21 protein-coding genes are annotated in these 19,854 nt (G+C 68.4%); 11 read left to right on the forward strand and 10 right to left on the reverse strand.

The window, feature by feature from the left end:
* Nucleotides 1-98: 98 nt before the first annotated feature.
* Both VV02_RS04140 and VV02_RS04145 read left to right on the forward strand, forming a co-directional pair.
* Nucleotides 99-560: an SRPBCC domain-containing protein gene (locus VV02_RS04140; RefSeq protein ID WP_052590080.1), complete on the forward strand. Its 462-nt coding sequence runs from the start codon at nt 99-101 to the stop codon at nt 558-560.
* Nucleotides 557-913, forward strand: a complete 357-nt coding sequence (locus VV02_RS04145) for an ArsR/SmtB family transcription factor (RefSeq protein WP_083449891.1) — start codon at nt 557-559, stop codon at nt 911-913. Before VV02_RS04140 ends, VV02_RS04145 begins: the two co-directional genes overlap by 4 nt.
* Here VV02_RS04145 and VV02_RS04150 read toward each other — a convergent pair.
* Both VV02_RS04150 and VV02_RS04155 read right to left on the reverse strand, forming a co-directional pair.
* A complete protein-coding gene (locus VV02_RS04150) occupies nt 910-2,427 on the reverse strand; it encodes an aldehyde dehydrogenase family protein (RefSeq protein ID WP_052590082.1) in 1,518 nt (505 codons plus the stop codon). The genes VV02_RS04145 and VV02_RS04150 overlap by 4 nt on opposite strands.
* Nucleotides 2,428-2,447: 20 nt before the next feature.
* Entirely contained in the window at nt 2,448-3,611 is a 1,164-nt protein-coding gene (locus VV02_RS04155; protein WP_052590083.1) for an MFS transporter, read from the reverse strand.
* Nucleotides 3,612-3,770: 159 nt separating this feature from the next.
* Between VV02_RS04155 and VV02_RS04160 the strand changes: the two genes are divergently transcribed.
* The 5 genes from VV02_RS04160 to VV02_RS27280 all read left to right on the forward strand — a co-directional run bounded on the left by VV02_RS04160 (nt 3,771) and on the right by VV02_RS27280 (nt 9,564).
* The gene (locus VV02_RS04160; protein ID WP_052590085.1) at nt 3,771-4,031 is read left to right on the forward strand and encodes an HU family DNA-binding protein; all 261 of its coding nucleotides are present in this window, start codon (nt 3,771-3,773) and stop codon (nt 4,029-4,031) included.
* An 89-nt stretch (nt 4,032-4,120) separates the two neighbouring features.
* Complete coding sequence (glmS, locus tag VV02_RS04165; RefSeq protein ID WP_052590087.1) at nt 4,121-5,941, forward strand: glutamine--fructose-6-phosphate transaminase (isomerizing); 1,821 nt, start codon at nt 4,121-4,123, stop codon at nt 5,939-5,941.
* 113 nt (nt 5,942-6,054) lie between these two features.
* Entirely contained in the window at nt 6,055-6,237 is a 183-nt protein-coding gene (locus tag VV02_RS04170; RefSeq protein ID WP_052590089.1) for a hypothetical protein, read from the forward strand.
* A 179-nt stretch (nt 6,238-6,416) separates the two neighbouring features.
* Entirely contained in the window at nt 6,417-6,602 is a 186-nt protein-coding gene (locus tag VV02_RS04175) for a hypothetical protein (protein WP_052590091.1), read from the forward strand.
* Nucleotides 6,603-6,657: 55 nt separating this feature from the next.
* Nucleotides 6,658-9,564, forward strand: coding sequence for an ATP-binding protein (locus VV02_RS27280; protein ID WP_169787636.1), 2,907 nt, complete (start codon nt 6,658-6,660; stop codon nt 9,562-9,564).
* A 23-nt stretch (nt 9,565-9,587) separates the two neighbouring features.
* Here the strand turns inward: VV02_RS27280 and VV02_RS04185 are convergent, their stop codons facing one another.
* The 4 genes from VV02_RS04185 to VV02_RS27390 form a co-directional block, all read right to left on the reverse strand.
* Nucleotides 9,588-10,004, reverse strand: coding sequence for a sigma-70 family RNA polymerase sigma factor (locus tag VV02_RS04185; protein ID WP_157063267.1), 417 nt, complete (start codon nt 10,002-10,004; stop codon nt 9,588-9,590).
* Nucleotides 10,005-10,075: 71 nt separating this feature from the next.
* Complete coding sequence (locus tag VV02_RS04190) at nt 10,076-11,368, reverse strand: RNA polymerase sigma factor (RefSeq protein WP_245632989.1); 1,293 nt, start codon at nt 11,366-11,368, stop codon at nt 10,076-10,078.
* Nucleotides 11,365-11,751 (reverse strand): YciI family protein, encoded by a 387-nt coding sequence (locus VV02_RS04195; protein WP_052590097.1) that lies wholly within the window; start codon nt 11,749-11,751, stop codon nt 11,365-11,367. The genes VV02_RS04190 and VV02_RS04195 overlap by 4 nt, the downstream gene beginning before the upstream one ends.
* A gap of 14 nt (nt 11,752-11,765) precedes the next feature.
* Nucleotides 11,766-12,542, reverse strand: coding sequence for a VOC family protein (locus VV02_RS27390; RefSeq protein WP_052590098.1), 777 nt, complete (start codon nt 12,540-12,542; stop codon nt 11,766-11,768).
* Nucleotides 12,543-12,693: 151 nt separating this feature from the next.
* Here VV02_RS27390 and VV02_RS04205 point away from each other — a divergent pair, with 151 nt between their 5' ends.
* Entirely contained in the window at nt 12,694-13,068 is a 375-nt protein-coding gene (locus VV02_RS04205) for a VOC family protein (RefSeq protein WP_052590100.1), read from the forward strand.
* Here the strand turns inward: VV02_RS04205 and VV02_RS04210 are convergent.
* Nucleotides 12,962-14,446 (reverse strand): MFS transporter, encoded by a 1,485-nt coding sequence (locus VV02_RS04210; RefSeq protein WP_052590102.1) that lies wholly within the window; start codon nt 14,444-14,446, stop codon nt 12,962-12,964. The genes VV02_RS04205 and VV02_RS04210 overlap by 107 nt on opposite strands.
* 90 nt (nt 14,447-14,536) lie before the next feature.
* Between VV02_RS04210 and VV02_RS04215 the strand changes: the two genes are divergently transcribed.
* The 3 genes from VV02_RS04215 to erm all read left to right on the forward strand — a co-directional run bounded on the left by VV02_RS04215 (nt 14,537) and on the right by erm (nt 16,345).
* Entirely contained in the window at nt 14,537-14,908 is a 372-nt protein-coding gene (locus tag VV02_RS04215; RefSeq protein ID WP_052590104.1) for a YciI family protein, read from the forward strand.
* Entirely contained in the window at nt 14,905-15,333 is a 429-nt protein-coding gene (locus tag VV02_RS04220; RefSeq protein WP_052590106.1) for a PaaI family thioesterase, read from the forward strand. The genes VV02_RS04215 and VV02_RS04220 overlap by 4 nt, the downstream gene beginning before the upstream one ends.
* Nucleotides 15,334-15,571: 238 nt before the next feature.
* Nucleotides 15,572-16,345 (forward strand): 23S ribosomal RNA methyltransferase Erm, encoded by a 774-nt coding sequence (gene erm, locus VV02_RS04225; protein WP_052590108.1) that lies wholly within the window; start codon nt 15,572-15,574, stop codon nt 16,343-16,345.
* A gap of 43 nt (nt 16,346-16,388) precedes the next feature.
* On the opposite strand, the gene VV02_RS04230 is transcribed toward erm, so the two are convergent.
* From VV02_RS04230 to VV02_RS04240, 3 genes are all read right to left on the reverse strand, one after another.
* Nucleotides 16,389-16,763, reverse strand: coding sequence for a VOC family protein (locus tag VV02_RS04230; protein ID WP_052590109.1), 375 nt, complete (start codon nt 16,761-16,763; stop codon nt 16,389-16,391).
* A 5-nt stretch (nt 16,764-16,768) separates the two neighbouring features.
* A complete protein-coding gene (locus VV02_RS04235; RefSeq protein ID WP_052590111.1) occupies nt 16,769-18,394 on the reverse strand; it encodes an ABC-F family ATP-binding cassette domain-containing protein in 1,626 nt (541 codons plus the stop codon).
* A gap of 186 nt (nt 18,395-18,580) precedes the next feature.
* On the reverse strand, nt 18,581-19,843 hold the full coding sequence (locus tag VV02_RS04240) for a cytochrome P450 (protein WP_083449894.1): 1,263 nt from the start codon (nt 19,841-19,843) through the stop codon (nt 18,581-18,583).
* Nucleotides 19,844-19,854: the final 11 nt, after the last annotated feature.

Raw genomic sequence — 19,854 nt, forward strand, 5'->3', positions numbered from 1 at the left:
CCCTGATCGGCGACGGTGAGGTGCAACTGCGGGGTTGCATCTCGTCGCACCAAGTGCAACTCTGGAGTTGCACATCAACGACGAAAAGGAAGGCTGACATGACCGTCCCCGATGCCATTGAGCGTGAGGTTCAGATCGCCGCTCCCATCGACCGCGTCTGGGCCCTGGTGTCCGAGCCGGGCTGGTGGATCAACGAGGGCACGATCCGTCCGCACAAGATCGAGGAGCGCGACGGTGGTTTCGCCGTCACCGACGAGGAGCACGGCGAGTTCCTGGTCCGGCTCGTCGACTCGCAGGAGCCGCATGCGATCTCGTTCGGCTGGCTGGTCAACGGCGACGCCGAGAACAACTCGCAGAACACTGACGAGTCCAACCTCGTCTCGACCGTCACCGCCTTCACCCTGGAGGAGGTCGACGGCGGCACTCGAGTCCGGGTCGTGGAGAGCGGCTTCGCGACGAGTGACCGCGCTGCCGAGGTGCGGCAGCGGGCGTACGACGAGAACACCGAGGGCTGGGAGATCGAGCTCAAGGCGGCCAAGTCCCACCTCGAGGGCGCGTGACCGAGGCCGCCTCGGGGTCGGTCGGTGAGTCGGCTCCGGGGTCCGTGACCGCCGTCTTCGCCGCGCTCGCCGACCCGCGCCGCCGCGAGGTGCTGGACGTGCTCGCGCGGGCGGGCCGGGTGAGCGCCACCACGATCGCCGCCGACCTCACGGTGACGCGTCAGGCCGTCACCAAGCACCTCGTCGTCCTGGTCGATGCGGGTCTGGCGACGTCGAGTCGGCACGGACGGGAGGTGCTGTACGAGGTACGCGCCGCTCCCCTCGACGCGGCCGCCCGCTGGTTGCAGGACGCGGCGGCAGTCTGGGACCGCCGGCTGGACGCCCTGAAGCGCGCCGCGGAGGGCGCGGACTAGCGCGTGCCGCGCGGCCGGCCGTACAGCGTCTCGACCATCTTGACGATGAGGCCGAAGTTCTTCGGCTCGAACGGCATCCCGTGCAGCTCCTTCTTCATCGGCATCCGAGTGCGCATCAGCGACTGACGTCGGGTGAACTTGCGGATGCCCTCGCGGCCGTGCCGAGAGCCGAGCCCGGAGTCCTTCCAGCCGCCCATCGGCAGCTCGAGCGCGAAGTAGTTCGCCAAGGAGTCGTTGATGGTGACGGTGCCTGCTTCGATCTGCCGCGCCAGCTGCTCGGCACGCTTGCCGTCGCGAGAGAAGATCGAGGCCTGCAGGCCGTACGACGTGTCGTTGGCGAGCCGGATGGCCTCCTCCGCGGACTCGACCTTCATGATCGGCATCGTCGGTCCGAACGTCTCCTCGCGCATGCACGCCATGTCCTGCTCGACGTCCACCAGGACCGTGGGCTCGAAGAAGCGTCCCGTACGAATTCGCCCGCCTGTCAACGCTTTTGCGCCCTTGTCGAGCGCGTCCTTCACATGTCGCTGCACGATGTCCAGCTGCGGCGGGAAGGTGAGCGCTCCCGAGTCGGAGGTGCCGAACTCGGTGGACTCGCCGACCCGGAGGGCCTTGAACGTCTCGGTCACCTTGGCGACGAACTCGTCATAGACGGGAGCCTCGACGTAGACCCGCTCGGTAGACGTACAGGTCTGCCCCGTGTTGTGCATCGCGCTGAACACGGCGAGGTTCGCGGCGCGGTCGAGATCGGCGTCGGCGAGGACGATGAGCGGGTCCTTGCCGCCCAGCTCCAGTGAGCAGGGGATGAGCCGCTCGCCACAGCGAGCCGCGACCTTCTTGCCGGTCCGGGTCGAGCCGGTGAACATCAGGCCGTCCACGCGTTCCACCAGGGCGGCGCCGGTCTCGCCCGCGCCGGTGGCCACGATGAACACATCCTTCGGCAGCCCGATCTCCTCGACCATCTCAGCCATCAGCAGGGACACCAGCGGGGTGATCTCGGACGGCTTCAGGATGACGGCGTTGCCGGCGGCCAGGGCGGGGATGACGTCGCCGAAGTTGTTCAGCAGCGGGTTGTTCCACGGCCCGATCACGCCGATGACACCGAGGGGCGCGTAGCGGATGGTCAGCCGACGTCCGATCGCGAAAGGCGAGGAGGTGTGCGGGTGTTCGTCCTTGAGGTACGCCTCAGCTTTGCGAGCCCAGAACGAGGCGGCCAGGACGCCGTACGCGACCTCGATGGTCGCCTCTTCCATCGACTTGCCGTTCTCGGCGTGGATCTGTCGCGCGATCTGCTCGCGGTGCTCGAGGAGCCACTTCTGCATCCGCTTGAAGTAGCGCCTCCGGCCGGCGAATCCCAAGGCCTCCCAAGCCGGTTGGGCTGCGCGGGCGCGGTAGACGAGGGAATCGACCTCGCCCTCGCTCAAGGAAGGGACCTGGCGGATCGTCTCGCCTGTCGAGGGGTTCTCGACGGAGATCGGGCCGGCCGTGACGACGGCTTCTTCGATGAGAGTCATGGTTGCTCCAGTGGTGGCGATCAGGCGGACAGGACGGGCTCGGCCTTGACGGTGCGCGGCAGGCGGGAGGCGATGACTGCGGCTGCCGCAGCTGCGAGGGCGAAGATCGCGAAGGCGATCGCTGCGTGGTCGAGCGCGGGGTCGACGATGAGGGAGAGGACGATGCCGCCCGCGTTGCCGATGATGTAGATGTATGCGGCGCCCGTGCTGCCGCCGGCCTCTCCGACGATCTGCTCGGTCAGCTCAAGCACGATGGGCAGGCTTGCCAACAAAGGGAATCCGACGATGATGGCGACCAGCCAGGCCGTCAGCTCGCCTGGTGCGATCGCGAGAGCGAGACAACCGAGCGCGGCGATCGTCATGGTGGCGATGAGCACGGGTCGCTGGGTGTTGAGGCGAGCGACCCGAGTGGGGATGATCGCCGAGCCGACGATGCCCGCGACGACCATGGCGGCCAGGATCAGACCCACCGAGTCGGTGTCGACCCCGTGCGGCTTGAGCAGCACCTCCATGGTGGCGGTGAGCGCGATGAACAGACCGAACGCGAAGAACACCGCGCTGCCGATCAGCTTCATCGACGGCAGAGCGACCAGTGCGCGCAGGCTGGCCAGCGTCACTCGGGTCTCCGAGACACCGTCCGCGGGCGGCGTCCTCAGCAGGAACGCGAGAAGCACGGCGGCGGCGACCGAGCCCACCGCGCCGATGACGTGCAGGGTCGTCAGTCCGTCCACGCCGAGCATCCCGCCCAGCAGGAGTCCGGCGAGCATGCCGACGAAGCCGGAGCTCGCACCGACCGCGATACCAGCAGCCCGCTGCTCACGGGGCAGGTAGGCGTCAGCGAGCTTGGAGACCGCGTTGAGGACGAACGGCTGAGCGATGGCGATGAGCAGCTGCCCGGCCAGCACCGGCCCGTATCCGTCGAAGAGCCGCACGCACGCGCCGAGGGCGGTCAGTCCGCCAGCAAGCGCGAGCGTGCTGCGGAACCAGCGGTCGAGCAGCATGCCGGACGGCAGCCCGAGCACGATGTAGAGGAGTGGTAGCACGTTGGCCAGCCAGACCACGGCGCTCTCGCTCACCCCGAAGTGCACGGCCGCGTCAGACGTGAACGCGGCGTACGTCAGCCACAGCACCTGCACCATGGCACTCATCAGTCCGTACGCGATGACAATCGCCCAACCTCGCATGCACTGAGAGTGAGGCGCGCCACAGCCGGCGTCAAGCATTATTGGACAATTGACCAAGTCGCAGGACCAGCAATTTCCTTGTCGCAGGGCTCGGCGGCGACTCTGCCCGCATCTGGGCAGATAGTTGCGAGTTTGTCCCCGCGGGGTCACAGTTCTGGAGTGGCCGACAGCGAACTCATCCAGCAGGTGGCCGCCACGACCGGGCTCAGCCCGGCGGAGGCGGCCCGTGTCGTGGATGACGTGCTGGCGTTCTATGGCGAGACGGTCGAGGAGTTCGTCCGTCGCCGACATGGGCAGATGCAGACCTACGGCGCGCGCAACGCGGAGATCTTCGCGACGCTCGCCGCTGAGATTCGCCAGCGCCGCGTGGCCGCACCCGAACTGAGCGAGCGCCAGCTGCGCCGCATGATCTACGGCTAGCAAAACGCCGGTCGAGTAGTCGGAGCGCTAGCGGAGGCGTATCGAGACCCGCCTCGTCCTACTCGACCGGCCCCGACAAAGGAGCAAACATGTGCGGAATCGTTGGATATGTGGGGGCGCAGCATGCGGCTCCGTTGCTGGTCGAGGGCCTGTCGCGGCTGGAGTACCGCGGCTATGACTCGGCCGGCATCGCCGTGCTCACGTCGGGCAAGCCGCGCGTGGTCCGTACGGTCGGTCGCGTCCGTGACCTCGAGGCGGCTTTGCCCAAGCGCATGGCCGGCACGGTCGGCATCGGCCACACGCGCTGGGCCACCCACGGACCGGCAAGCGAGGAGAACGCCCACCCGCACCAGAGCGAGGACGGGCGAATTCTGGTGGTGCACAACGGAATTCTTGACAACGCGGCCGCACTTCGTGAGCGGCTGTCCGCCGATGGCATCACCCTGACGTCGGACACCGACACGGAGGTGCTCGCCCACCTGATCGCCCGCTCCGACGCGACGACGCTCGAGGACAAGGTGATCGACGCGTTGCGAGGCGTCACGGGGACGTACGCGATCGGCGTACTCAGCGCGGACCACCCTGACCGAGTTGTCGTGGCCCGCAACGGTTCTCCGCTCGTCCTCGGCATCGGCGACCGCGAGATGTTCATCGCGAGCGATGTCTCGGCCCTGGTCCGGCACACGAGTCAGGTCGTACACCTCGACGACGGTGAGCTCGCGACGGTGACCTCGTCCGGCTTCCAGACCTTCACTGCAGACACGGCGTCGGTGACGAAAACGCCTGAGACCATTGAGATGTCGGCCGACGAGCTCGAGATCGGTGGGCATCAGCACTTCATGCACAAGGAGATGCACGAGCAGCCCGAGACCGTACGCCGGATGCTCACCGGCCGTCTCGACGACCGGTTCGCGACGGCTCGCCTCGACGGCCTGGAGCTCGAGCCGCGCGACCTGCGGGCGTTCCGGCGGGTCAAGATCCTGGGCTGCGGCTCGGCGTACTACGTCGGCGAGATGGGTGCGTCGATGATCGAGGACCTGGCTCGTATCCCGGCCGATGCCGAGGCGGCGAGCGAGTTCCGCTACCGCAACCCGATCATCGAGCCCGACACGCTCTATGTCGCGGTCAGCCAGTCGGGCGAGACCGCCGACACGTTGTTCGCGGTGCGCGAGATCCAGCGCAAGGGCGGTCGGGTCGTCGGGCTGGTCAACGTGGTTGGCTCCTCGATCGCGCGCGAGTGCGACGGCGGTGTCTACCTGCACGCCGGTCCCGAGGTCGCGGTCGCCTCCACCAAGGCGTTGACGCACATGGCTGTCGGCTTCGCGATGCTGGCCGTTGCGCTCGGGAGAGTCCGCGACCTCTCGTACGCCGACGGCACCCGGATCATCAACGCGCTCAAGGAGATTCCCGACCAGATCAGCGCCATCCTCGACCAGGAGGGCGCCATCGCGGACGTCGCCAAGAAGATCGCCGCGGCGCCGAGCCTGTTCTTCATCGGACGGGTGCGGGGCTTCCCGGTGGCGCGTGAGGGAGCGCAGAAGTTCAAGGAGATCTCCTACCGCCACGCGGAGGCGTACCAGGCGAGCGAGCTCAAGCACGGTCCGCTAGCGCTGATCTCGGAGGAGCTGCCGACGGTCGCGATCGTGCCCCGCGACGATCTGCTCCAGCGCAACATCGGTGCAGCACACGAGATCGCGGCGCGCCGAGGGCCACTGCTGGTCGTGACCCACGAGGACGTGGACCTGGGAGACCTCGAGGGCGAGCGGATCGTCGTACCCAAGTCCGAGGACGAGCTGGACGCGATCCTGCTGACGATCCCGTTGCAGCTGCTGGCATATCACGCAGCGCTCACGCTCGGCCACGACATCGATCGCCCCCGCAACCTCGCCAAGTCCGTCACCGTCGAGTAGCAACGGCGGCGAGGTAGCCGCGGAGCCCAAGATCAGGCGATTGCCTCATGTGGGTGCCTACCTCAGACGACGAATCTGGATGACGTCCGCAAGGCCCCGTCCGAGGAGTCGTCATGTTCCAGTTCAACGAGCAGCAGTCCGACGCGGAAGTCGCCCACCGACACCAGCGCATCGCCCGCGACGAGGAGATCACCCACGACTGGGAGATCCCCCTGACCCTGCTGGCGCACCACGCGGCGTTCACCTTCGGTCGTGACCTGCCCCGACCTCGCCACGGCAGCTCACCGCGTCGCTGACTCAAGCGCGGGACGGGCGGGAGCCCAGCTGCACCTAGGCGAGTCCGCGCACCTAAGGCGCCAGAGGGCGTACCTAAGGCAGCACGACCGGCCGAAGATGAGGCGGTCGCCCCATGTGGGTGCCTACCTCAGACGACGAATCTGGATCTTGTCAGCAAGACCGCATCCAAGGAGTTGTCATGATCCAGTTCAACCAGCAGCAGTACGACGCGGAGGTGGCCTACCGCCGCGACCGCATCGCCCGCGACTACCGGATCGCGCACGACTGGGAGAGCGCCGCACGCCGTGCAGGCGGCCGAGTCAAGGCTCTGTGGAGCCGCGAGTCGAAGCTGCCGAAGGCGGTGCGTCGTGCACCTGCTCACTGAGCTCGTCCCTCGAACCGGTGAGCGGGTCAGTGGCCCGACGCGCGAAGATGAGGGGGTGCCGCCACTGCCTGAGCCTGATCGACCGCTCGTCGGACGTACCGACGAGCTGGCCGACCTGACCGCTCGGGCGCTGGAGTCCGGCACCCCCTCCACCATCCTGCTCGGTGGGGACGCCGGCGTCGGCAAGACCCGCATCCTCACCGAGCTGACCGACCGAGCCCGTACGAAGGGTGCTCGGGTCCTCCTCGGACACTGCCTCGACCTGGGCGACAGCAGCGCGCCCTACCTCCCGTTGTCGGAGATGTTCGCGCGCCTCGCCCAGGACGACCACGCGCTCGCCCAGCAGATCGCGGCCGACCGGCCCCTGCTGGCGCCCCTCCTGCCGGAGTACTACCGGCGTGACGTCCCCGCCGACCTGCCGCACGACCGCGGCTCCTTCTTCGATGCGGTTCACATGGTGCTCGAGGAGCTCGCCGCGACCCAGCCGGTCGTCGCGCTCATCGAGGACGCCCACTGGGCCGACCGCTCCACCCGCGAGCTGCTGACGTTCTTGTTCACCCGCCGGTTCACCAACCCGGTGTCGCTGATCGTGTCCTACCGCAGCGACGACCTCAACCGCCGGCACCCGTTGCGGGCCAAGCTGGCCGAGTGGTCGCGCCTGCCCGGCATGCACCGCGTCATGCTCGACCCGCTGACCGACGCCGAGGTGCGCGACCTGCTGCGTCTGCTGCGCCCGGGTGCGGAGGCCACCGAGGACACGCCGGCCATCGTCGCGCGCGCCGGTGGCAACCCGTTCTTCGCCGAGGAGCTGCTCGCTGCCAGCGAGCTCGGCGAGCACGGCATGCCCGATGAGCTGGCCGACCTGCTGCTGGTGCGCATCGACGCCCTTGGCGACGACGCCCGTACGGTCGTCAAGGCCACCTCGGTGGCCGGGCGCGCTGTCGATCACCCGCTGCTCGCTCAGGTCGTCGACCTGCCCAGCCGTGAGCTCGACCAAGCGCTGCGCAGTGTCGTCGACAGCCATGTCTTCGAGGTGACCGCGACCGGGAGCTACGCCTTCCGGCACGCCCTGCTCGGTGAGGCGGTCTACGACGACCTGCTGCCGGGCGAACGCGTCCAGCTGCACTGGGACTTTGCCGATGCCTTGCGCGCCAAGACCGGAGCGAGCGCGTCGGCCGCCCTGGCGCGCCACGCCCGAGCCGCCGGCAACGTCGAGCTCGCCCTCGAGGCGTCGATCCGTGCCGGTGACGAGGCGATGGCGTCCTCGGGGCCGGCTGATGCGGCCCGGCACTACGAGGACGCCCTGGAGATGCTCGCGGAGCACAAGACCATCGAGGCGCCGGAGTCACGAGTGAGCCTGGTGCTCAAGGCTTCTCGCGCACTCATCGCCGCCGGCAACCCGCACCGTGGCGCCGACCTGGCCAGCGAGGCGTACGACGCACACACCGGTGATCGGGTCGAGCGCGCCGCGTTGGTCGCCGGCATGACCAAGGCGCGGTTGGTTGCCGACGCCCCAGATGTCGGCACGGACCTGATCCGTGAGGCGATCTCCTGGCTGGAGTCCGGTGAGCCCACCCCGGTGCTCGCCGACCTCTACGCGTCCCTGGCGCGCGCCCTGATCATCGAGGACGACTTCGACGGAGCCCTGCTCGCGGGGACGGAGGCGGCTTCGCTGGCGCGAGACCTCGACCTCCCGACCGTCGCCACGGATGCGATGACCTCGATCGCCCGGCTCGACGACTTCGCCGGCGACCCCGAGAGCGCGGAGCGCGCTCTGCGCGAGGTCGTGCTCCAGGCTCGTGCGGCGGGCCACGTCTCGGCCGAGCTGCGGGCGCTCCACCAGACCGCACGGGTCCAGGCCCGGATGGACCATTTCCGCGATGCGTTCGACACGCACCGTGAGGGGTTCGAGCGGTCTCGCGCGACGGGTCACCTCACCGACCCGTTCGGCATCGAGACGCGCGTGTTCGGGGCTCTCTACGGTCTGATGATCGGCGAGTGGGACGCCGCTGACGAGATGCTGGCGCCGCAGGCCGGGGCGGACCTGCCCCCGCTGATGGAGTCGGTCGTCGCGGCGATCCGCATGGTGCGCGACCACGGTCACGGCCGTGACAACGTGCTCGACGCCTTGCCGCCGCTGCGTCCGTTGTGGCGACGCGACATGTTCATCGCGGTGCACACCTCGGCCGTCGCGGTCGACCTGTTCGGCGCTCGTGGCGACATCGACGCGATGCTGAAGGCCTACGACGACGTGGTTGAGACGTTCACGGTTGTGTGGTCGATGGCATCATTCGATGCTCGAATTCGGTTGTCAGCACTCACGATCGGGCACATCGCCAGTGCCGTGATCCAAGGACGCGCCAAGCAGTCCGACTACACCGAGCGCGTCTCTGCGCTCGCGGCAGCCGTCGAGGACGTCGTCGCCAAGCGGCGTACGGAGGATGCCCTCGGGCTCGAGTCGCGTGCGTGGGTCAATCGAGCCCGCGCCGAGCAGGGACGCTTCGAGTGGGCCGGCCGGGGCGATGTGCCCGACGAGCTGATCACGGCCTGGGAGTGCTCGACGCAGGTCTTCGAGGACGCCGAGCACCCGTTCGAGGCAGGGCGGTCCCGGCTGAGGCTGGCTGAGATCCTTGCGGCAGCAGGTCGGCGGAGTGAGGCGCGTGAGCTGATCGACGAGGTTCGCGCCGTGGCTCAAAAGCTAGGCGCGAGAGGGCTTCTCGATGCGGCAGCCCAGGGTCGTCGTACGACTGAGCCCGCCTCCGCGGGCGCGGTCGGCCTGACGCCCCGCGAGCGTGAGGTCCTCGTGCTGGTCGCCGAAGGACGCAGCAACGGCGAGGTCGCAGCCGCACTGTTCATCAGTACCAAGACGGCGAGCGTGCATGTGTCCAACATCCTCGCCAAGCTCGGTGCCGCGACCCGCACCGAGGCCGCCTCGATCGCTCGCCGGGACGCGCTGATCTGACGCAGGTGCTGACCTGAGGACGACTAGCGATCGGCGAACTGGCGGAGCTGCGAGCTGAGCTCGACAGCGGCCTGCGCGCGGGTACAGCCCATGCGGACGGCGATCTGGTTGAGGGTCAGTCCCTCGAGATAGGCCCACCGGACTGCCGGCGGACAACCGGCGGTCGCGGTCTTCTGCCGACGCCGCCGACGACGGCCTGACGACCCGACAGCGCTGTTGATCCGGAGCCGTTCGACGGCACGGCGGTGAGCCAGCGCCATCAGCTGTGGGGTGGGGTCGTGGGTCCCGCGACGTTGCGCCTCGCGGTAGGTCGCGATGGTGATCTCCTCCGCCGCACCCGGGTCGCCCATCAGATGCACGGCCAGCCCGTAGATCCTGGGGCTCGTGGCTTCGAACCACGAGACGAAGTCGTCTCGATCGTCGAGCCTGGCAACATGCATGGCCATAGTTCTATGGAAGCACCGGCAGCGGCCGATCACAGTGAAGAGTCGCGTCCAATTGAGTCACTGCGTCAGGTCAGGGCGGCGGCACGATCCAGAAGGAACTGTCGCTCCGGGATGCTGGTCGTGAGGGAGGCCGCACGCAGGTACGCCGTTCGCGCACCTGACCGGTCACCCTGCATCTCGAGCAGGTGTGCTCGCACAGCCGAGAAGCGGTGGTGCTCAAGCATTTTCGGCTCATCGATGGCGTCCAGCGCGGCAAGTCCTTCGGCCGGCCCGTGCGCCATTGCGACGGCCACGGCGCGGTTCAGCTCGACCATCGGCCCCGGCTGGGCCACCCGCAGCAGCTCGTAGAGCGCGAGGATCTGTGGCCAGTCCGTGTCGTCGGCTTTGGCTGCCTCGCTGTGCACCGCGGCAATGGCAGCCTGCAGCTGGTAGGGGCCGACCGGGAAGCGGCTGAGCGCCTCCGTGATGAGGTCGACGCCTTCGGTGATGGAGGCCCGGTCCCATGCCGTCCGGTCCTGCTCGGCCAGGGGGATCAAACGGCCGTCCGCAGTCTCGCGCCCCGGGCGCCTGGCGTCCGTGAGCAGCATCAGTGCCAGTAGTCCGACGACCTCACCGTCGGCGGGCCGAGCCGCGTACAGCAGCCGCCCGAGCCGGATGGCCTCGCGAGTCAGGTCACGTCGCTGCAGCGACTCACCGGCCGACGCGGTGTAGCCCTCGTTGAAGATCAGGTAGACCACCTTGAGCACCGCTTCGACCCGAGACGCCAGCTCGGTCTTGTCGGGCATCGCGAAGTGGCCGCCCGCATCGCGAATCTGCTTCTTGGCCCTACTGATTCGTTGAGCCATCGTCGACTCGGGTGTGAGGAACGCCTGACCGATCTCGCGCGTCGTCAGACCACCGACAGCACGAAGCGTGAGGGCGACCTGCGACGCGGTCGTCAGGACCGGGTGACAGCACATCAGCAGCAGCGTCAAGGTGTCGTCGCTGTCGGACACCTCCTGCGGTGACGGTGTCTCCAGTGCTGCCGCCGTCTCCTCCCGCTGCCGTCGAGCGCCCTCGCTGCGCAGCAGGTCCGTCGTCCGACGGGCCGCCACGGCGATCAGCCAGGCCCGCGGGTCGCGGGGGAGTCCGTCGCGCGGCCACTGCGATGACGCGGCGAGAAGCGCCTCCTGCACGGCCTCCTCCGCTAGCTCGAAGTGGCCATAGCGTCGGACCACAGCAGCGAGAACCTGTGGCGTGAGCTCACGCCACAGGCCGTCGTCTCCTGTGTCTTCTTGACGAGACTCCTCCTCCGGCCGAGGTCGCAGGCTCCCTCGGTCCGGCATCGTCGTCTCGTCGCGCACCTGCGCCTCGCTCACATCTCCGTGCCGGAATGTGTCATCACCGGTCGAATCACCATGGGCCCGAAGCGTGTTGACGGGAACCGCGCCGCGATCTCCTCGGCGCGCTCCCACGACTCGCAGTCGAGCACCACGTAGCCGGCGAGGTGCTCCTTGGCCTCCGCGTGTGGACCGTCGCTCACGATGACCTGGCCGTCCCGCACTCGGACGGTGCGGCTGCGAGCGGGGTCTGCCAGCGGGACGCCACTAATGAGCTCACCGGAGTCGGCCACCTCGGTCAGGAGAGCGTCGAAGTCCCGCTGCCACTGCTCGACCTCTGCAGGATCGGACCCGTCGTGGTGAGCGAATGTCGGGTGCTCCCACCGGCTCGGGTTGTCGTGGATCAGCATGAGGAACCGCATTGCGACCGATCCTGTCACTTCTCGTGCAGCACCGACAGCACGTTGCCCGCAGGGTCGGTGAACCACGCGATGTCCGGTCCGTTCTCGCGCATGATCCCCTTGTCGTCCTGAGGCATGCCGTCGTAACGCAGAATCTCGACGCCGGCCTCGACCAGGCTGTCCACCGCATCGTCGATGTCGTCGACCGGGATGTTGAGGATGGTGTGCTGCGCCGGCACGTGGTCCTCCTTCGGATAGGCGAGGACGAAGTCGTCCGCACCCAGCCAGATCGCCAGCAGGCCGTACTCCTCTGTCACGTCGAGGCCGAGCACGTCGGTGTAGAACGTCGTCGCGACGGCCGTGTCGTTCACTGCGAACCCGCAGAACGGCTTGGTGTTGCGCCAGTCCTTGCGGGCCGCGGCACGCATGGTCTTGTCCATCTCGGGCTTCCCCTCGATGACCTGCACGTAGTTGCCGTCCGGGTCGGTCCCCGTGGCGAACCACGCCTCGTGGCGCTCCTCGAGAGGCGCGACCCAGGTCGTACCGGCTGTGTCCATGCGTGCGACGGCCGCCTTCGCATCGGGCACGTTCAGGTTGAGGACGACACGGCCGGGCTCGGGGTTCGTCGCGCTCACGTCGTCACGGCCGTCGGGCATGACCCAGAACGAGCCGAGCTCGAGAAAGCTGAACTCATTGGCCCGTACGCCGAACGCCTCCACGTACCAGTCACGCAGACGGGTCGGGTCGGTGCTGCCGAGCAGCATGCTGCTCAGCTGCGGGGTGTCGTTGGTGGTGCGGCTGCGGATGGTCATCGCGTGCTCCTTCGTCCATGTCGTGCTCGGTCATGGGTACGTCGGAGCCGGGTTCACGTTCTCGACATGGCTGAGAGGACGGTTCGGTCTCGCACGGCGCGGCGTCGCATTTTTCCTATGAGCTGCGAGCCGGATCCGAGAGGATCGATCCATGACGAACACCCAAGACCGGCCCGAGCTGAAGATGACCACCCTCGACTGCGCCGACGTGAAGACCGAGGCGACGTTCTGGGCGGAGCTGCTGGGCTGGGAGGTAGCCCACCTGCAGGACGAGTACGCGATGCTCACCGGGCCCTCGAGCGCGCTCGGCTTCGGCCTCGTGCCCGACTACCAGCCTCCGGCGTGGCCCAACGAGGGCACCAAGCAGTTCCACTTCGACCTGGCGAGCAAGGACATCGATGCCACTGCCGCCCACGCGGTCAGCCTCGGCGCGACACTTCCCGACGAGCAGCCGGGCGAGACGTGGCGCGTGCTGCTCGACCCAGCGGGACACCCGTTCTGCGTGACCGACGCCGCCAACTGGTGACCGCCTGACCGTCTCGACGCAGGAGCAGTGCGACGGCGACGATGGCTGCGACCAGGACACCGGCTGCGACGAGGAAGCCTCGCTCCACGCCCGGTGCCAGGTCGTGGCCCTGCGTCCCGGCCGCCATGACGGTCGAGAGCACCGCGATGCCGATGGCGCCGCCGATGTGGAACGACGACTCGGTCACGCCGGACGCCGCACCGCTGTGCTCGTCGGGCATGTCAGCGAGTGCTGCGATGGTGCCGGTGACCGTTCCTGCACCCAGTCCGACACCGAACAGGGTCAGGCCGACCAGCATCACGGGCACCGGGCTGCCGGACGTGACGTCCAGCAGGATCACGCAGGCGACCGCCGAGCAGGTGAGCGCAGTCAGCGAGACCCGGCGGGAGCCGTACCGGCCGGTGGCCCACTGCGCGCCGAATGATGCGGCGCAGGCGGCAGCCGCGTTGACCGATGAGATGAAGCCGAACTTCTGTGGCGAGTAGCCGAGTCCGACCTGGGTGTACTGCGTCAGCAGGAACGCGATGGCACCGAAGACCGAGATGCCGAGCGCGACGATCACCAGGTTGCCGGCCAGGAACGGGCGCGACGTGAACAGCGCCATCGGGATCAGCGGGTCACTCGACCGACGCTCGATCCGGACGAACGCCCACCCGCACACCATGGCCGCGGCGAACAGCCCGACGACCGGGCCGCCGTGCCAGCCCTCCCCAGGCACCAGCGAGATGGCGGCGATGCCGAGCATCAGTGCCGCGGTAACGGAGACCGCGGATCCCGCGTCGATGTGGCGGCGTGCCGCGGGCCGGTCCGCCGGCAGCAGCAGGACGGCGCCGAGCGCGAGCGCAGCCGCAATCGGCACGCTCGGGTAGAACGTCCAGGACCAGCCCCACGCAGCGGTGAGAGGGCCACCGACGAGCGCCCCAGTCGTACCGCCGACGGCAGCGACCGCGCCCCAGAGGCCGATCGCGCGACGACGTTCGGGACCTTCCGGGAAGTGGACGAGCATGATCGACATCGCAGTCGGGAGCATGACGGCGGCCGAAACTCCTTGTGCCGCACGGCAGCTCAGCAGTGCAGCGCCACTTCCAGCGATCGCGCAACCCAGGGACGACAGGGCGAAAGCGGCGGTGCCGAGGGCGAAGACTCGACGGCGACCGAAAACGTCCGCACAGCGGCCGCCGAGCAGCTGCAGCCCGCCGAACGTCGCGGCGTACGCGCTCACGACCCACTGCACCTGCGTGACGCTCATGTCCAGGTCGCGCTCGATCTGGGGGATCGCGATCACCACGATCGAGGAGTCGAGGATGACCAGGAACGACGCGATGGACAGCATCGCGAGGATCCAGCTGCGGTGGGTGGTGCCGGTCAGGGTGGTCATGGTGGTTGCCTCCGTCGAGTTGCTTCGGAGGTACGTCGGTGCCAGGCCCCCGCTCTCGACATCGCCGCGCGCAGGAGTCAGGGTGGGGCCATGAAATACATGCTTCTGATCCGCAGCTCGGCGCAGCAGTGGGACGCGCTGACCGACGCCGAGCGGCGCGAGATCGGCATCGGGACGATGGCCGTCGGGAACGCGCTGCGTGCTCAGGGTCGCTATGTGGATGGGGCAGGGCTGGACGACGTCGGCCTGACGCGTACCGTCCGGGCGGCTGCGGATGGCGAGGCGGTCACGACGGACGGACCGCACGCCGAGGCCAAGGAGCATCTGGCGGGTTTCATGGTCGTGGAGTGCGACAGCGAGGCCGACGCCCTCGCGATCGCCGCTCGACTGCCCGACGCGGCGTACGCCGGTGTCGACGTCCGTGAGTGCGTCGAGCCGCACGTGCCCGGGGCGCTGCGGTGAGCGGACTCACTCTGGTCGATGCCGCGAATGTCCTTGCGGCCCAACCGTTTAGCCGCCTGCTCGGCACGCGGATGGTTCGGTTCGACGACAGCGGCGCATCGCTCGAGCTCGACCTGAGGGACGACCTCCGGCAGCAGTTCGGCTTTGCCCACGGTGGTGTGATCGCCTACCTCGTCGACAACGTGCTGACCTTCGCCGGTGGCGCCGTGCTCGGCCCCAAGGTGCTGACGGCGGGCTACACGATCGATCTCCTGGCACCCGCCTCCGGACCGCTCCTCCTCGCCGAGGGCTCGGTTGTCGGTCGATCGGGACGCCGGGCGGTATGTCGCGCCGAGATCTTCAATGTCGCTGACGGCGAGAAGCTGCTCTGTGCGACGGCTCAGGGCTCGATCGCGCTTGCCGGTTCGAAGGCCGAGCGCTCCTGACAGCGCCGACACGAAAACCATTGGCCACGTTGACGGCTCGCTCCTTAGAGTGACCGGCATGTTATGCATCTGCGCCGCCATGTGTGTCGTGGCTCGGCCCCGGCACGCCTGACGGCGAGCTGACTTCCTGACATCACCCCGTCGCCTCTGCGCGCGACGGGAGCCTTCGGCATCGCCGTCGGTGTCTTCAGCTCTGCCGCTCTGTCACCCGCTCATGACACTGCCCAGGAGCTGAACCATGTGTGAATTCCAACCCGGCCGGCACGAGCTCGGCCAGAACTTCCTTGTCGACCGCGCCGCGATCCGTGCTGTGACCTCTGCGGTCGCGGAGACGTGCGGGCCCATTCTTGAGCTTGCCGCCGGCGGCGGTGCCCTCACTGAACCGTTGTCCCAGCTCGGCCGGTCCCTCACCGCCGTTGAGGTCGACCCTCGTCAGGTGCGTGCATTGAAGGCACGAATTCGCAGTAATGTCAGTTTGATTCGGGATGACATCCTGCGGCACGCACCGCCACGAGATCCGCATGTGGTCGTCTGCAATGTCCCGTTCCACATCACCACCCCGATCCTGCGCCGCCTGCTCGGCTGGCCGGACTGGACCGACGCCGTCCTCATCACGCAGTGGGAGGTGGCTCGCAAACGTGCCGGAGTCGGCGGCGCCACGATGCTCACCGCTCAGTGGTGGCCCTGGTACGACGTCGAGCTGGTCCGGCGCATCCCGGCCTCGGCATTCCGCCCGCGGCCGTCCGTCGACGCCGGGCTGCTGTGCCTTCGGCGGAGGTCCGATCCGCAGGTGCGGGACCGGACGGCGTACCAAGGGTTCGTCCGCGCGGTCTTCACCGGACCTGGTCGCGGGCTCCCCGATGTCGTACGCCGCACCGGAGTCTCCCCGCGTCGCTTGCGCCCGTGGTGCCGGGAGCACGGTGTCACGGATCGAACGCTGCCACGCAATCTGACTGCAGCACAATGGATCTCACTCTTCGAGCTCCGACAGTCCACCCACCCCGCTGGCTGAGCCGGCGGAGCCTTCGACCCGGGCTCGCCCGGATCAACCAACGTCAGGGCTGGCCCCAGCAGAGACAGAACGGATGGCCGGCTGGATCGGCGTACACCTGGAACCCGACAGATGCGTCGAGATCCGGACCGGCTGCCGGGCTCAGCACCTGGGCGCCCAGCGCGACGGCCTGCGGATGGGCTGCTCGGATGTCGTCGACGTCGAGGTCCAGATGGATCTGCTGAGGCGAGCCGTCGGGCCAGTCCGGAGGTGTGTGGTCCGGCACGCCCTGGATGGCGATGCGTGGTGAGCCGTCGACTCTGATGGTGTGCCAGCCGTCCTCCGCGTGAACCGTCCCACCGAGGAGCTGTGACCAGAAGGCGCTCTCCGCAAAGAGATCCGCGGCATCGAGCACGATCGTGGTGACTCTGATCTGCATAGGTGTCACCTTGGCACGGCAGCGGCCAAGGGGAGGGTGGTGCCGACCCAGCGGCGGCGCAGCCACCGGTCGTGGCTGGCCACGATCACCGTGGCCGGCGTGGTGACCAGCGCACTCTCCAGCTCCTCGACCAGAGACAGCGACAGGTGGTTGGTCACCTCGTCCAGCAGCAGGAGATCCGGCTGCCGGGCGATGATCAGCGCCACCGTGAGTCGTCGCTGCTGCCCCTCGCTGAGGTCGCCGATCGGGCGACCGAGGTCCCGCGGGTGCAGCAACCCCAGGTCGCCGAGAGGTACGAGCGGCCCGGCGGCGGCGTCGTACTCCTCACGTGGTGTCCGCCGCGGCTCGGCGAAGACGACGTCCTGCTCCAGGAAGCCGACACGTCGTGCCTGCACATTGATGCTCCCCGCGTCGGCTGCGATCCGACCCGCGAGCACCGCGAGCAGCGTCGACTTGCCGCAGCCGTTCGGACCGGTGATGAGCAGGTGCTCGGACGGTCCGACGTCCAACCGCGGGATCGAGACACGGTCGCGGACGACCAGGTCACGTACGCTCACGCTGCCCGCCTGCTTGGCCTCGAACGAGCCCGAGAACTCAAGCGGCGCAGGCGGTTTCGGGATGAGCTCCCGCTCGATGAGAGCGATCTTCTGCTCGGCATCACGGATACGGTGCCGAACGGCTGTCTGCACGTTGGCGCCCTTGAACTTGTAGATGAACTTGTCGTTGTCGCGCGGCCCCCGGTTGTGCGCGATGTCGAGGTTGGTGGTCTTGGTCTTCGCGCGCAGCAGGTTGAGCTCCTCCTGCTGCTCCAGGAACGCCTCCTCCCATCGACGCCGTGACGCGCGCTTGTGACCGAGGTACGCCGTGTAGTTGCCGGTGAACCGTCGGCCGCCGTCGCCATCGGTGCCGAGATGAGCCGGGTCCAGGTCGACCACAGCCGTGCACGCACGGTCGAGGAAGACGCGGTCGTGGCTCGCGACCAGGACGATGCCGGGCAGCTGAATCAGCTGGGACTCAAGGAAGTCCAGCGCATCGTCGTCCAGGTGGTTGGTCGGCTCGTCCAGGACCACGCACTCCGGCTGCCGGGTCAGCAGCGCGGCGAGCGCGAGACGCGTCCGCTGGCCTCCGGAGAGCTCGCTGACGATGCGATCGGGCTCGATCTTCTCCAGGCCGAGTCGCTGAGCAGCGATCGCTGCGCGCCGGTCGGCATCCCACGCGTCGTGCATGGTCGCCCACGAGAGGACGTCGTCGTACTCCTGGGCGACCGCCGGATCGGTGAGATCCGCGGCCAGGACCTCCAGGCGTCGTACGGCATCGTGCAGGGGAGCGAGCGCCTCCTTGAGAACCTGACCCACCGTGGCGGAGAGGTCGAGACCGCTGTCCTGCGCGAGGTAGCCGAGGTCGTCCGGCGTGACGACCTCACCACCGTCAGCCGGCTCGCGGCCGGTGACGATGCGGATGAGTGTCGACTTGCCGGCTCCGTTCTCGCCGACGAGACCGACCCGCTGACCGGGGTGAACGGTCAGGTCGATGCCGTCGAGGATGACGCGGGTGTCGTACGACTTGGTGATGTCGCGGATGACGAGCGACGTGGCCGACGAGGGGCCTGAGGTGGTGCGGGCGATAGACATACGGACTCCCTGCGACCCGGGCAACGGCGTACGCCGACGGATCAGGTGGGTGGCGATGCTCGCCGGGCGTGTGACGTCATGACGTCAGGGCCGCGGGCGCGAGCAGGGCGGGAGTCAGTGCTTCATGGTGCGACCAGGCTAAAGGACGAACCGCGATCAACGCCAGCCAATAGTCCGGAGGGACGACTACACGGCGAGGGGCAGCTCCCGTACGCCACGGATGACAGTCGTACGACGCATCGGCACCTTGCCGACGAGCCGCAGGCTCGGCAGCCGCTCGGCCAGCACCCGGATCGCGACCTCCGCCTCGAGCCGCGCGAGAGGTGCGCCGATGCAGTAGTGGACACCGCTCGAGAACGCCAGGTGGTCGGAGTTGTCTGTGCGAGTGATGTCGAAGCGGTTGGGGTCCTCGAACATCTCGGGATCGCGGTTGGCGCCGCCCAGGATGGTGACGATCCACTCGCCCGCCCGGAACTCGTGATCGCGAACAGCGGTGTCCTGCATGACAACTCGCGAGGTGAGCTGGATCGGTGGGTCGTAACGCAGCGTCTCCTCGACGACCTGGGGTGCGAGGGACGGATCGGCCGTCAGCAGCCGCCACTGGTCCGGATGCAGCATCAGCTGATGGATCGCGTTGCCGATCAGGTTGACCGTGGTCTCGAAGCCGGCGACGAGGAGCAGCTGGCACAGCGGCAGCATCTCCTCGGGGTGGACGGTGTCGCCCTTCTCGGCCGCCAGGATGCTGAGCATGTCGTCGCGCGGATCCCGCTCACGCTCGGCGAGCAGCCTCGTGAACATCTCCTCCAGCGCCGTCTTGGCGGCGAAGGCTCGCCGCGCGTGCAGCATCCCCTTGATCCCGTCGAGGGCCGAGCCGAGTGCGGTGCCGTAGCGGGTGAAGAGGTCGGCATCAGCGTCCGGGACGCCGAGCAGGTCGCTGATGACGGTGATCGGGAGCGGTGCGGAGAGGGTGTGCTGCAGGTCGAACGTGCCCTGGCGCTCGGCGTCGTCGACCATCCCGCGCACCATCTTCTCGATGCTGCCTTCGTACGCCGCCATCCGCCTGGGCGTGAACGCCGGCGCCGCGACGCGACGCAGCCGGGTGTGGTCGGGCGGGTTCATCTCCAGGAGGGACAGGTCGACCTCGCCCGACGAGCGCCCGGGCTGGTCGCGAGCGATGGTGCCGAACGCGCGGCTCTTCAGGGCCTGCTTGCACACATCGTGCGTCGCGCTCACCCAGTAGCCGCGCTGCATGCCCTGGGTGATCGCGCCTCGGGCGCGCACCTCGTCGTACAGCGGGTACGGGTTGTCGTGCCAGGGTGCGAGGCCGACGCGGGCGACGGGATGCTTGCGGATGCGCGCGTCGTACTGGCGACGCGCCTTCGCGACGTAGAGCTCGGTGGCAAAGCTGCGCGCCAGCCGGAGCTCCTCCCTGCTGATCGGTGACTTCATGACTCGCCCTC

Source organism: Luteipulveratus mongoliensis, from assembly GCF_001190945.1.
GTDB classification, from domain to species: domain Bacteria; phylum Actinomycetota; class Actinomycetes; order Actinomycetales; family Dermatophilaceae; genus Luteipulveratus; species Luteipulveratus mongoliensis.

What these genes read in the sequence shown, in the direction of transcription:
- VV02_RS04240 (WP_083449894.1), bottom strand. Translation starts at nt 19,843, where the DNA reads ATGAAGTCACCGATCAGCAGGGAGGAGCTCCGGCTGGCGCGCAGCTTT.
- VV02_RS04235 (WP_052590111.1), bottom strand. Translation starts at nt 18,394, where the DNA reads ATGTCTATCGCCCGCACCACCTCAGGCCCCTCGTCGGCCACGTCGCTC.
- VV02_RS04215 (WP_052590104.1), top strand. Translation starts at nt 14,537, where the DNA reads ATGAAATACATGCTTCTGATCCGCAGCTCGGCGCAGCAGTGGGACGCG.
- VV02_RS27390 (WP_052590098.1), bottom strand. Translation starts at nt 12,542, where the DNA reads ATGACCATCCGCAGCCGCACCACCAACGACACCCCGCAGCTGAGCAGC.
- VV02_RS04185 (WP_157063267.1), bottom strand. Translation starts at nt 10,004, where the DNA reads ATGCATGTTGCCAGGCTCGACGATCGAGACGACTTCGTCTCGTGGTTC.
- VV02_RS04230 (WP_052590109.1), bottom strand. Translation starts at nt 16,763, where the DNA reads ATGCAGATCAGAGTCACCACGATCGTGCTCGATGCCGCGGATCTCTTT.
- VV02_RS04140 (WP_052590080.1), top strand. Translation starts at nt 99, where the DNA reads ATGACCGTCCCCGATGCCATTGAGCGTGAGGTTCAGATCGCCGCTCCC.
- VV02_RS04205 (WP_052590100.1), top strand. Translation starts at nt 12,694, where the DNA reads ATGACGAACACCCAAGACCGGCCCGAGCTGAAGATGACCACCCTCGAC.
- erm (WP_052590108.1), top strand. Translation starts at nt 15,572, where the DNA reads ATGTGTGAATTCCAACCCGGCCGGCACGAGCTCGGCCAGAACTTCCTT.
- VV02_RS04170 (WP_052590089.1), top strand. Translation starts at nt 6,055, where the DNA reads ATGTTCCAGTTCAACGAGCAGCAGTCCGACGCGGAAGTCGCCCACCGA.
- glmS (WP_052590087.1), top strand. Translation starts at nt 4,121, where the DNA reads ATGTGCGGAATCGTTGGATATGTGGGGGCGCAGCATGCGGCTCCGTTG.
- VV02_RS04175 (WP_052590091.1), top strand. Translation starts at nt 6,417, where the DNA reads ATGATCCAGTTCAACCAGCAGCAGTACGACGCGGAGGTGGCCTACCGC.
- VV02_RS04210 (WP_052590102.1), bottom strand. Translation starts at nt 14,446, where the DNA reads ATGACCACCCTGACCGGCACCACCCACCGCAGCTGGATCCTCGCGATG.
- VV02_RS04195 (WP_052590097.1), bottom strand. Translation starts at nt 11,751, where the DNA reads ATGCGGTTCCTCATGCTGATCCACGACAACCCGAGCCGGTGGGAGCAC.
- VV02_RS04155 (WP_052590083.1), bottom strand. Translation starts at nt 3,611, where the DNA reads ATGCGAGGTTGGGCGATTGTCATCGCGTACGGACTGATGAGTGCCATG.
- VV02_RS04150 (WP_052590082.1), bottom strand. Translation starts at nt 2,427, where the DNA reads ATGACTCTCATCGAAGAAGCCGTCGTCACGGCCGGCCCGATCTCCGTC.